Origin of the sequence: Clostridium sp. YIM B02569 (assembly GCF_022320765.1) — a bacterium.
GTDB classification, from domain to species: domain Bacteria; phylum Bacillota; class Clostridia; order Clostridiales; family Clostridiaceae; genus Clostridium; species Clostridium beijerinckii.
In genome coordinates this window covers 93,564-105,808 of sequence record NZ_JAKJJX010000011.1, presented here as the reverse complement: position 1 = coordinate 105,808, position 12,245 = coordinate 93,564, and the positions used below count along the sequence as shown (strand labels likewise).

Here is a 12,245-nt window from a genome sequence, read left to right as displayed (position 1 = left end):
AATGACACCGCAAGAATGGAGAGAGAAAACAGTAAGGGATATTGAGTTAAAAAGAAAGAAGAAATTAGAAGGACAAAAACAAGCTAAGAACTTTAGTTTTGAAAGTATAATGAGAGTTCAAAGGAGACTGAATAAATAATGGATAATGCATTAGAAATGCATAAGATTTTTGAAAAGTATTATGAATTATCAAGTATTGAGTGGAGAAAAACAATTGTTGGATATGAGCCGCTTAATAAAAGTATAGAGCTTCCTAGTGGAGCAGATAGTAGAACTGCTATTAAAATTTCGTTTAAGAATAAAGATTGGATAAGGGTTTATAGGATCGGAAATAAAGTTGAGTGGTATTAAAATGCTACTGGATTATAATGCGTGAGATTAGAACTGCATGTTTAAATAGGAGGTGATTCCCCTTTAAAATGAAAGAAACATAATCTCAAATGCATTGATTTTAGGTATTGAAAGAAGGTGTTGAAAGTGGCTAGACCTAAAGATTTACCCAATCGTTTAGAATGTGCATATTGCAAAAGAAGTTATAAACATGGTGGGGAGTGCAATGGTAAAAGCATTAATAGAAACGAGGACGGTTGTTTATATTTCAGCATGGATCCAAAAGGTTGCATAAGAAACTCAGATTTAGATGTTCCGCTAAATTTATATGAGGATTTTCCACCACTAGGGAAATGGGAAGATAGGTGGACACTATATGACAATGAAACCCTTATAAGATTTAATAAAATTTACGGTTTAAGTTGGAATAAAGCAAAAGGAAAGCTATATGTAAAAGCTAATTGTGATTATTACGTTAACGAATTTGTAGAATGCTACGGGAAAGAAAAAAATAAACCAGATTTGAAAGTTATTAAATGATGAGTAACTTTCGTATTTGATGAAGTAAGTTAGAATATGTTCTTTGAAAATTGAATAATGCGATATTTACAAGGTATGTTATAATTGATAAATGATAGTAAATTATAATGAAAGAAAGGGGACATAATGAAGAAAAAACCGTTTGATATTAGTTGTATTTCTTTGGTTTCTTTGATTTCAATTTATATGATATTAGAATATATAATATTAAGGCTAATTAATCTTGCTTTTATGAATAATGTTGTTTATATATTTGTTTCTATTTTTACAATTTTGATAATGCTAATTTTAATAAAATCAGGTATTGGAAATGTGGCTGCTTTTATTAGCATTATAATTTTGTTTGCATTTGGATTTTTAGTATTTGTTTTTACATATAAACCTGAACATATTATAGAAAAAGATGGAAAACAGATGGTTGCTTATGTTGATAGTTTTTTAGACGTTCATATTTATTATTATGATTATATAAATCCAGTTGTAAGAGGAAGTCAACTTAAGATTTATGAAAGTTATGGTAGTGGAGGATATGATCCTTTTAATCGAGAAGAAATGCCAGTAGTAAAGCAATATATTTATTATGATGAAGATGGAAAAGTAATTAAATCAAGTAATAATTAATAATTATTACAATCTCCTATTAAACAATTTTCGTATATTATAAATCAATAAAAATTAATGACAAATTGTAAAATCGTATTATTCAATGGATTGGATTTACGATTTTTTTTTTGCGTAATTCTAAAAAATGAAGAAAGAAGGTTATAACATATGGACAATTATACAGCTATAGCTTATGCGGTAATAGCACTTGATGAGCTAATTAAAGAAGGTAACGATGTAACTACACAAAAACTTAAGGATAGAATGCTCTATCTTATGGATATGAATACAGAATCTATGATATATAAAAAGGCACAAGAAAAAGGACTAATATAGGATTTGCAAATAATTATAGATAAATAAAAAAGAGAGCTTTCGCTCCCACAACCTAAACTCATTATATTTGATTTTGAAGATAATATCAATAATATTCAAGGAGGGCGAAAGCTATGGGTAAAGTAAATAACAGTTTAAAAAAGGAGAAAAATACTCCTATGAATGTAAATAAGACTATTGAGAAAACTGCGATGGAAACAGCTAAAGCTATAGTTGCAGAATTAAGAGTTCAAAATATGATTAAGAAAGAATTAAGTTATTATAAGAAAGTTGAATTATTATTATACAATTATGAAAATTTAAAGGATGCAATAAAGCAGAAGGATGAGGAAATTAGGCATATAGAAAGATATGGATTACCACAAGCAAGTGGGTCTATTGTTGTTTATCAAACTTCAGGAGGAGGAATAAGTCCAGAAGATAGGTATTTACAATTGATAGACAAGTATAAAGTTGAGAAGGTAGAAACTCAAAGAGATTTGATAAGAATAGAAAATGCTTTGGATAAGATTAGAGAAGATAAATACTTTGATATTATACAATTAAAATATTTAAATTTACAAAAAGACAAACTTGAAACAGATGAGAAGATTGCTGAGAGATTAGATAAAGATCAGAGTACTGTTACTAGGAATAGGAAAAGATTGATGAATAAGTTGATTACCATATTGTTTCCGGAATCAATTAGGGAATTTGCCTAAGCTGTACTCAAATATCTATAAAATATTTTTGACATCTATTATAAATATAGGTGTCTTTTATTGTTATTAACAGATAAATTATGTAAAATAATATGCGGAGGATGATTAGATGAGATTTTTAGATAACTTTGTGTCAAATGTTGCAATGAAAAATTTTAGAAATGATTATTATAGAATAGAATATGACAAAAATAGAAAAATGATAAAAAAATATTATATAGAAAAATTTAAAAATAATAAGGGTGATATTAAAGCAGAAAAAGAGCGTGTATGTCAATTTAAAGAGTCTTTAAAAGCACCTTTTATATCAATTATAATAGCAATAGCAGCAATATTTTTATCAGCAATAACTACTATATTTGTAAATATTAAAGTGCCTAATGAAATTATATTTTCTTATTTTATAATTGCCACACTAGGATTTATATGGTTGACAGCATTTGCAGATAAAAGATTTGATTTTTACTGTATTGCAGAGCAAGTATTAGAAGAATTATTAGAAGATGATATAACTTTAAATGAATTGGAGAAATGCAACTTGAATAATATGAAAAAAGATAAAAAATTAATCTTATCTATATTTGTGCTAACTATTATAATATTTCTACCAATAGCGGTAATAAAATTAAATTGGTTGAAAAATTTAATTTTATTATTATTTAATACAAAAGAAAATGCAATTTATTATTTACAATATTTTGGAGCATTAGTAGGGGGAATGGCTACATTTGGTGCTGTGATAATTACAACAAGACAAGCCAAGGAACATCAAGAACAAAATTTAGCTGAGACTAGAAGAATTCAAGAAGATAATAGAAAAAATCAGCAGGATTTATTAGAATTAAAAGAACAAACCGAAGTTAAAACAAATGCATTTATATTAGAAAATGATTTAAAGGTATGCTTTAGAGATATATTTAGAATGCTTGTCAGATATTCCATAGCTAATAGTTATATAACTATTAAGGTAGAAGAGAGAAGTAAATGGATTTTAGCTTGGAAAGAAATACTTAGAGAATTTGAATATTCGTCAAAGTGGAGAGAAGGAATTAAAATATTATCCAATTCTATGAATAAAGATAGTTTGAGGAAAATTTACGAAATATATATATTACTGGATGAAACTAAGCACCGTCTTGGATATGTAGTCAAGGATAATATAAAGTATAATGAATTATATAGAAATATCGCATTAATACCTAGAGAGGAAATTTTTAATGAAGAATTTAATGAGAAATTTATAAAACTACAATATGATATTGAAAGTTATAATGATTGTAATGAAAAAATTGAAAAAGATCCAAGGAAACAAGAGTTAGAAAAGTATGAAAAAAAGAAATCTGAATTAGCCTGTAAAATATATGACGGAGTAAGTTTCTTTGAGGGATTAGGAAATAATGAACAGGATTTAGGGAAAACAGAATTTTATGTTTATATGAAAGAAGAATGGAAAGAAATATTTAATGAACTAGGCAAAATATTGATGTAAAATATTGATAATCACTTTTTATACCATATTGCATAATTAGCGCATATTGTGTGCAATTGTATGTGTTAAATATATATATTAGTATGATATTAGCAACTGTCATAAAAGCAATACAAAATAGATTAAGTAGAAAAAAATTCATAGAAATATGAGTTTTTTTATTTTATTATAATTTTTATGTCAGATAATTAATTGTATTAACGAATATTATATTGAGTGTATTAAAACCAATTACCTTATACCCCTTATACGGTTGTATAACATTCATATTTATTATACTTACTATACGCCAAGTATCCTGCATTAGTTGAAGATTTAAGTTTACACTTGGGGAAATACAGACAATGCAGGATATTTTATAATAATGGTTTTCCATAATTTGTGCATTGAATATGTTATATATATGTATTAATATAAAAAAGGTGGTTTTATGGAAATATATTCATAATGCCTCAGTAATGTATAATTGTATGGAGAAAAGGTGTGGGTACTTTAGAGGAATATGAAATAAGAATCTATGAAATGAGACAAGCATTATATGCACTCATAGACAAGAAAGAAAATTTGTTAGATATGGAAGTAATAGCTGCAAGTCAAGAACTTGATAAAGTTTTGAATGAACATAATAGTATTCAAAGTAGGCTATTGAAATAAGAAAGATAAATAGATTATGAGGTGAGACTAGTGAGTAATGACGTAAATATTGTATTAGAAGAAATAAAAATGGCACCTAAAGTACGTTCTGGTAATGATTTAATAGTGGTATTATCTAGTAACGCCGTGAAATTAAGCACTGAGAGATTTAATGAAGCTGTTGAGTACATTTGGGAATGTAAATTAGTTAAGATATTAAAAGTAGAGCGTAGAGGCATCTATATAGCAAAGATATATGTAGATGTAACAACGTAATTTTTGAGAACTCTAAAAATAGGGTTCTTTTTTTATGTAATATAATAGCACCAAAATAATAGAGTTAAATTAAAGAAAGGAGATTTATCATGGAAAGGCCTAAAAGAAAGAAATTAAAGCTAAATATAAAATTCAATCAAGAAATAGTTGTATGTGCTAAATCTCCGTCAGAATGTAGTGGATGCAAAGAGTGCTGCGAACTAATGGAATTACACTATTATTCATTTAATGGAGGAGATATAAAGGAATGCTTTAAAAACGATGAAAGGAGGAGATAACATGTAGAGTAGGATTAAATAATGCAATTTTATTATAAAAGTATTCGTAAAAAGTATTTCTAAGAAAACCTTAAATTTTAATATTGAATTTAAGGATGTGTAATATGATAAAATTATTAAGTTTGTTTAGTGGAATTGGAGCTTTTGAAAAAGCATTAGAAAATTTAAATGTTGATTATGAATTAATAAACTATTGTGAGATTGATAAATTTGCAAGTTATGCATATAGTATTTTGCATAAAGTAGATGAGAGTTTAAATCTAGGTGACATATCAAAGATAGATGTAGAAAATCTAAATGATTTTGATTTGCTTACATATGGATTTCCATGCCAGGACATTAGTTTAGCTGGCAAGAAGCGAGGCATTATAAAGGGAGAAACTAGAAGTGGATTGCTATTTGAGGCACTAAAAATTATTGAAGATAAAAAGCCTAAGTATGCTATAGCTGAGAATGTTAAGAATCTTACAAGTAAAATGTTTATTGATGATTTCAATAATATGATAGAAGAATTAAATGAAATTGGTTATAACTCTTATTGGAAAATATTAAATAGCAAAGACTACGGTGGGACTCAATCAAGAGAAAGAGTATTTATTGTTATTATCAGAAAAGATATAGATAATGGTGACTTTAAATTTCCTGAGTCAATGAATAGCCATATTCCACTTAGTGAAATTACAGAAAAGAATATAGACGAAAAGTATTATTGTAAAGAAAATATTCATATAAAAAAATTCTTAAATCATGTAAATAGAAAGATTGTAGATTTTAAAAATCCAAGTAAATTTGGACTTCTAAGAGTTGGAGAAATTGATAATCCTAATATGCTAAATATGAATAAAAGAGTATTTTCTGATTTGGGAGTTAGTCCGACAATTACAACTGGTTCTGATAGCATTCCTAAAATAATTCAATGCAGGATCAGAAGATTAACGCCATTGGAATGTTGGAAACTTACTGGATTTACATATAAAGATTATTGGAATGTAAGAAGAGCTTTAGAAAAAAGGTTTTATGGGAACAAGGATAAAACAGATACTCAAATGTATAAGATGGCTGGCAATAGTATTGTAGTAAATGTTGTTGAGAGTATATTTAAAGTATTATTTAGTAATGAGCTATAAATTAAGGCTCATTTTTTTGTTTCCCAAAAAGATAATAAGGTAAAGTGAGATGGTGACGATGAGAAATGACTAGAACACCAAATGAAAAAAGTGAGGTTAAATCTGATAATTAAATTATTACCTGTTTTACATATATTAATTAAAATTGACAAAAATTATGTAAAGTGTACAATTAAATTATATATGTTTAGGGGGGGATAATAATGAAAAATTTTAAATTAAGAAAATTAGTGGTCAGCTTATTAATAACAGCTTCAGCATTGGCGATAAGTCCAGTAGCTGCTAGTGCAGAGTGGAAACATGATAATGTGGGCTGGTGGTATGCTGATGGTAACTCGTGGTATACAGGATGGAAGAAAATAGATGCAAAGTGGTATTACTTTCAGAATAATGGATACATGGCTCATGATCGTTATGTTGATGGCTATTATTTGAATAGTGAAGGATATTGGGATATATATTCACTTCCGTCTACAGTAAGTACAACATTGCAAGGAGTCTCAGTAAAATATCCTTCAACTTGGAAAAAAGTAAATGTGAATGGTGTTACTGCTTATGGTTTGGATAATAAAGGGACAAATGTAATTGCAGCAACATCAAGTATGCAAGGTCTTACGCGTAAAGATTATTTAGATGCAAATATTGAAAGTATAAAGAAAATTTTAGGTACTAACCAAGTTAATACTTCAACACAAATAATTAATGGTAAAACAGTAGATATATTAGATTATGAATATAAAAGTAAATCGAATCTTCTAGTAAATTTGCATCAAGTGATTTTTTACAATAATGATAAAGTATATATATTCTCTCTTACTAGAGCGAATGATACTTCAAGTACAGATATTATGGATTCTTTTAATGAGATGTTAAAAACTGTTACATTCGAATAAAGTTCTTATTTTTATAATTGAATTTTAACTACTTAGAGTAAATACTATAAACAAGGGTATCAGAATATGGTGCTCTTTTTTATTTTCAGATAATTAAAATAAGAAGATAAAGTGAAGCGAGGTGGTGAACGTGAGGAATGTCTAGGGCACCAAACGAGAAACAAATAGAAGCTAAGAAATTATACTACAAAGGTTGTAAGCTAATAGAGATATCGAAAAAGTTAGATATTCCAGAGGGAACTATTAGGAGCTGGAAAAATAGATATAATTGGGATAATGAAAATAATGCAACGTTGCAAAAAGAAGAAAAGAAGAAACGCAACGTTGCAAATAAAAATACAGTTAAAAAGAAATTGAAAAAGGAAGTCATTGCTGATGAAGTTAAGGAAGTTATGGAGAATGATGAATTAACTGATAAGCAAAGACTTTTTTGTGTTATATATGCTAAAAGAATGAATGCAACAAAAGCATATCAACAGGCTTATCGCTGTAGTTATGAGACTGCTATGGTAAATGGTTCAATGTTACTAAGAAATACTAAGATAAAAGAGCAAGTAGATATATTAACCGCATTGCAATTGAATAAAGAGTTTTTAAGCAGAGGAGTTATTCAAAAGTATATTGATATTGCATTTGCTGATATTACTGATTATGTGCAGTTTGGACAAGATTATTATGTAGTTAAAGATAAAGATGGTAATCCTATGCTAGATGATGAAGGAAATGTTGTTACTAAACCATATAACTATGTTAGACTTGGTGAAAGTAATCAGGTTGATGGAACTTTAATATCAGAAATAAGCGAAGGAAAAGATGGAGTTAAGATTAAACTTGCTGATAAGATGAAAGCATTAGATTTTCTTACTAAACATTGTAATCTATTATCTGATGAAGAAAAGATTAAGCTTGATATTGAAAATAAAAGACTTCAAAATACAAAGCTTGAAGTTGAAATTAATAAGGCTAAAGGTAATAGTAAAGATGATAAAGCTAAGTCATGGGCTGAAGTAATACAAGAAATAGCAGCAAAGAGACGTGATAATAATGGATAAATCATTAATAACTTTACTAGATACATATTGGGATAATCCGGTGTGGTTCGCAGAGGATATGATGAATTTTCATGCTGACAAATGGCAAAGTGATGTCCTAATGGCTTTGGCTCAGAGTCCTAAAGTTAGTGTGCGTTCTGGCCAAGGTGTAGGAAAAACTGGATTAGAGAGTATAGTTGTTACCTGGTATTTATGTACTAGACCATTTCCTAAAGTTATTGCAACAGCTCCAACTAGACAGCAGCTTTATGATGTACTATGGGCTGAAATATCTAAGTGGTTAGCCAGTAGCAAAATAGAGAATCTATTAGAATGGACTAAAACTAAAATTTATATGAAAGGCTATAGCGAACGTTGGTGGGCAACTGCTAAGACTGCTACTAGACCTGAAAATATGCAAGGTTTCCATGAAGATTATATGTTGTTTGTAGTTGATGAAGCATCTGGTGTAGCTGATCCTATTATGGAAGCTATATTGGGAACATTAACTGGATATGAAAATAAGCTGCTTATGTGTGGTAACCCAACAAGAACATCTGGAACCTTTTACGATAGCCATAATAGAGATAGAGATTTATATAAAACATTTAAAGTATCATCATTGGAGAGTCCAAGAACTAGTAAAGATAATATAGAAATGTTAAAAAGAAAATATCATGAGGGTTCTGATGTATGGAGAGTCAGAGTTGAAGGAGAGTTTCCTAAAGGGGAAAGTGATTCTCTTATTAGTCTTGAGTATGCAGAAACAGCTACAATGACAAGGATTAATAATATCCATAATAACTTTACTCTACATATAGGTGCCGATATAGCTAGATTCGGTAATGATGAATCAGTTATAGCTCCTAGAATAGGCAATAAGGTATTTGATTTATTGACATACACTAAAAAAGATACTATGGAGACTACAGGCAATATATTAAGAGCAACAGATAGATTCAAGAGTGAGTATAAGCATATTAACAAAGTAAAAATAAGAGTTGATGATGATGGGCTTGGTGGAGGCGTAACTGATAGGTTAAGGGAAGTTATAAGGCAAGAAGGATTAGGATATGAAGTAATGCCAATTAAGAATGGATCTAAAGCTAATGATGAAGAACACTATTCTGATAAGTCAGCCGAGATGTGGGGGAATATGAGAGATATCCTTGAAGAGAATTTTACTGATTTTGTGCAAGGTAAAGAACCTACAATAGAATTACCGAATAATGATAAGCTTATTAAACAGCTATCTAATAGAAAGTTCAGAATAGATTCTAAGGGAAGGATAGATCTTGAGAAGAAAGAGGAAATGAAAAAGAGAATAGGAGAATCACCAGACTTAGCAGATGCTGTTATATATTCGTTTGCTGAGAATGGAATTAGTGATTTATCTTTACTGAAAGGAGGACGAATATGGGGTTAAAATCATTTATTAGTAGTTTCTTTAAGAAGAAACCTAGTGGAGAAATGATGAGATCAGAAGGTGGTTCTTATGGTGGAGTTTACTCTTTAAATTCAAGCAAAGTTAACTATGAAGTGGCCAGACAACTCTACAATAACACAAAAGATGATTATAAATTGGGAAGCTCATTTGTAAAACCTATTATAAATAGTACAGTAGGCTTTATGGGAGTACCACATTTTATTACAGAAGATGAAAATGCACAGCCAATATTAGATGATTTTATACTAGATAATACTTCAAAAATGCTAAGGACCCATAGTAATGCATTAAAACTAGGAGATTGCTATATATGGATTACTAGAGAAGAAAAAGAAAATCCTTTGTATCCAGATAAACCAGTAATGCTAATGTACAATATAATTCCTCCTGAAGAAGTAGAGGATATAATTTTAGATTCAACAACCAAAGAACCTATAGCATATATCTTAAAAAGTGAACAAGAATGGACAGATTTAGAAGGCAATAAAAAGAAAGCTAAGATCAGACAAGTTATAACGGCGGAAAAGAGGATCATTGAGGTTGATGGGGATATTCCAGAAGGAATGGAATCAGGTGAAACACAAAATCCATGGGGATTTGTTCCCATAGTACATTTTAAGAATGAACCAGATGAAACGATGAAGTTTGGACAGTCAGATATTGAACCTATAGAACCACTTTTAAAAGCCTACCATGATGTTATGATGCATGCTCTTAAAGGAAGTAAAATGCATAGCACACCCAAGCTTAAGATAAAGCTTAAAGATGTAGCAGGATTTTTAAGAAATAACTTTGGTGTAGAGGATCCAGTAAAATTTGCAAAAGATGGAGGTAAAGTAAATCTTGATGGCCATGAAATATTATTTTTAACCGAAGGAGAGGATGCTTCATTTGTAGAGGTTAATAGCGCTACAGGAGATGCACAGATATTATTAAAACTTTTATTCTACTGCATAGTAGATGTATCAGAAACACCAGAATTTATATTTGGAGTTCATACTCCAAGTGCATTAGCTAGTGTAAAAGAACAAATGCCAATAATGGTTAATAAAATAAGGCGTAAGAGAGAGCAGTTTACAGAACAGTGGCAAACACTAGCCAGAATGATTTTAATTATGTCAGCTAAATCTGTAGGAGCTAATTTTACTTCTTATAGCGTTACTTTAGGTTGGGATGAAGTTAATTCTAAAGATGATAAAGAACTTGCTGAGACTCTTGAAAAAGTATGTAATGCCTTAGATAAAGCTTTAACAGGTAACTTTATTAGTGAAGAAGCAGCTGTGAACTTTTTATCTAAATATATTGATACAATGAGTGACTACATAAGCGATGATCCAGAGGTAGTAGGAGAAAGAGAAAAGATAATAAAGACTAAGATGCTTAGATATAGGCTTGATGATGCTGGAGGATTGGAGGATGAGAAGGATGACATAGAAGATGAAATAGGCAAGGTTGATAAAGATGAGTAAGGAAATTGATGAATTAAAATCAATAGCTGGAGAATATAAAACATGGGCATTACAAGCTAGAAAAAAGTTTATAGATTTAAGACTAAGGCAAGATGTAGAAATTAGAAATCTATATATAAAGCTTACTCGAAATATATCTAAAGAATTAAAAAAGGGAGGACTTTCTTCTATAAATAAGAAAAAGCTACAGCAGATATATAGTGCTTTAAAAAAAGCTGAAGATAATTTAAATGGTCAACTCACCATTAATTTTGAAAAGTACACTAGAGAAAACATAGAAGCTGCTACAGGATACTCAAAAGCAATTACAATAGATGTTATAGGAAAGTCTGGCATAAATAAAATAACTGCATCTAATATAAATAAAGTATATTTCAAAGTAAATGAAAGAGCAGTAGAAGCGATATGGAGCAGAACACAAAATGGTCTATATCTTTCAGATAGAATATGGTCTAAAGCTCAAAAGTATAGAAAGAATATGGCTGATATAATTCAAGCAGCAGTAGCGGAAGGACAAGATTGTACTAAAACTGCAAGAGCATTAGAACAGTATGTGCTAAAAGGAAAGAAAACACTAGCATCAGAATATCCAAATATGATGGCTAGAATAGGAAATAGAGTACCGAGTGATGTGAGTTATGAAGCTTTAAGGCTTGTGAGAACTGAAATGACATCAGCTTTCGGTGAAGCTACTTTATCAGCAGCTAAAGTTAGTCCAAGTTGTAGAGGAGTTAAGTATATACTTTCAGCCTCACATCCAAAACCGGATGTATGTGATGATATTACCGGCACGGACAAACATGGATTAGGTATAGGTGTTTATCCTATGGACGACGCACCAATGTATCCATTTCATCCTAATTGCCTATGTATAACAACTACAGTAAATGAAAGACCAGAAGATTTTGTTCAAAGGTTAAAGAGATGGGATAAGGATCCAACGAGTGAGCCAAGTATTGAAAGCTGGTATCAAGATGTTTATAAAAAAATGAATAATATCTAATAAGTTAGGTTGCTTAGTATAAAGTCTTATAAATGAATTAAGGCTTTTTTATTTTCTGAAAGTAAGTGAAATACTCTTAATTATGCTTT

16 protein-coding genes are annotated in these 12,245 nt (G+C 29.5%); all 16 read left to right on the top strand.

Features of this window, described 5'->3' with window-relative positions; genetic code table 11:
- The first annotated feature begins 1 nt into the window (after window position 1).
- The 16 genes from L3B96_RS11795 (at window position 2) to L3B96_RS11720 (ending at window position 12,156) form a co-directional block, all read left to right on the top strand.
- Entirely contained in the window at window positions 2-139 is a 138-nt protein-coding gene (locus tag L3B96_RS11795; protein WP_171788532.1) for a transcriptional regulator, read from the top strand.
- Window positions 139-351: a hypothetical protein gene (locus tag L3B96_RS11790; RefSeq protein WP_171788531.1), complete on the top strand. Its 213-nt coding sequence runs from the start codon at window positions 139-141 to the stop codon at window positions 349-351. Before L3B96_RS11795 ends, L3B96_RS11790 begins: the two co-directional genes overlap by 1 nt.
- A gap of 126 nt (window positions 352-477) precedes the next feature.
- Window positions 478-870, top strand: a complete 393-nt coding sequence (locus L3B96_RS11785) for a hypothetical protein (RefSeq protein ID WP_238861098.1) — start codon at window positions 478-480, stop codon at window positions 868-870.
- A 126-nt stretch (window positions 871-996) separates the two neighbouring features.
- Window positions 997-1,491 (top strand): hypothetical protein, encoded by a 495-nt coding sequence (locus tag L3B96_RS11780; protein WP_238861096.1) that lies wholly within the window; start codon window positions 997-999, stop codon window positions 1,489-1,491.
- A 150-nt stretch (window positions 1,492-1,641) separates the two neighbouring features.
- On the top strand, window positions 1,642-1,809 hold the full coding sequence (locus L3B96_RS11775; RefSeq protein ID WP_238861094.1) for a hypothetical protein: 168 nt from the start codon (window positions 1,642-1,644) through the stop codon (window positions 1,807-1,809).
- Between the two features lie 113 nt (window positions 1,810-1,922).
- Window positions 1,923-2,510: a hypothetical protein gene (locus tag L3B96_RS11770; protein ID WP_238861093.1), complete on the top strand. Its 588-nt coding sequence runs from the start codon at window positions 1,923-1,925 to the stop codon at window positions 2,508-2,510.
- A gap of 109 nt (window positions 2,511-2,619) precedes the next feature.
- Entirely contained in the window at window positions 2,620-3,999 is a 1,380-nt protein-coding gene (locus L3B96_RS11765) for a hypothetical protein (protein ID WP_238861091.1), read from the top strand.
- A 483-nt stretch (window positions 4,000-4,482) separates the two neighbouring features.
- A complete protein-coding gene (locus L3B96_RS11760) occupies window positions 4,483-4,653 on the top strand; it encodes an aspartyl-phosphate phosphatase Spo0E family protein (protein WP_238861089.1) in 171 nt (56 codons plus the stop codon).
- 30 nt (window positions 4,654-4,683) lie between these two features.
- Complete coding sequence (locus L3B96_RS11755; RefSeq protein ID WP_077843394.1) at window positions 4,684-4,908, top strand: hypothetical protein; 225 nt, start codon at window positions 4,684-4,686, stop codon at window positions 4,906-4,908.
- 89 nt (window positions 4,909-4,997) lie between these two features.
- Window positions 4,998-5,186, top strand: a complete 189-nt coding sequence (locus L3B96_RS11750; protein ID WP_238861087.1) for a hypothetical protein — start codon at window positions 4,998-5,000, stop codon at window positions 5,184-5,186.
- Between the two features lie 104 nt (window positions 5,187-5,290).
- Window positions 5,291-6,313, top strand: a complete 1,023-nt coding sequence (locus L3B96_RS11745) for a DNA cytosine methyltransferase (RefSeq protein WP_238861086.1) — start codon at window positions 5,291-5,293, stop codon at window positions 6,311-6,313.
- 203 nt (window positions 6,314-6,516) lie between these two features.
- On the top strand, window positions 6,517-7,206 hold the full coding sequence (locus tag L3B96_RS11740; RefSeq protein ID WP_238861084.1) for a cell wall-binding protein: 690 nt from the start codon (window positions 6,517-6,519) through the stop codon (window positions 7,204-7,206).
- A 137-nt stretch (window positions 7,207-7,343) separates the two neighbouring features.
- On the top strand, window positions 7,344-8,258 hold the full coding sequence (locus L3B96_RS11735) for a terminase small subunit (RefSeq protein ID WP_238861082.1): 915 nt from the start codon (window positions 7,344-7,346) through the stop codon (window positions 8,256-8,258).
- Complete coding sequence (locus L3B96_RS11730; RefSeq protein WP_238861081.1) at window positions 8,251-9,663, top strand: terminase B; 1,413 nt, start codon at window positions 8,251-8,253, stop codon at window positions 9,661-9,663. Before L3B96_RS11735 ends, L3B96_RS11730 begins: the two co-directional genes overlap by 8 nt.
- Window positions 9,654-11,153 (top strand): phage portal protein, encoded by a 1,500-nt coding sequence (locus tag L3B96_RS11725; RefSeq protein ID WP_238861079.1) that lies wholly within the window; start codon window positions 9,654-9,656, stop codon window positions 11,151-11,153. Before L3B96_RS11730 ends, L3B96_RS11725 begins: the two co-directional genes overlap by 10 nt.
- Window positions 11,146-12,156, top strand: coding sequence for a hypothetical protein (locus L3B96_RS11720; RefSeq protein ID WP_238861077.1), 1,011 nt, complete (start codon window positions 11,146-11,148; stop codon window positions 12,154-12,156). The genes L3B96_RS11725 and L3B96_RS11720 overlap by 8 nt, the downstream gene beginning before the upstream one ends.
- The last annotated feature ends 89 nt before the right edge of the window (window positions 12,157-12,245 follow it).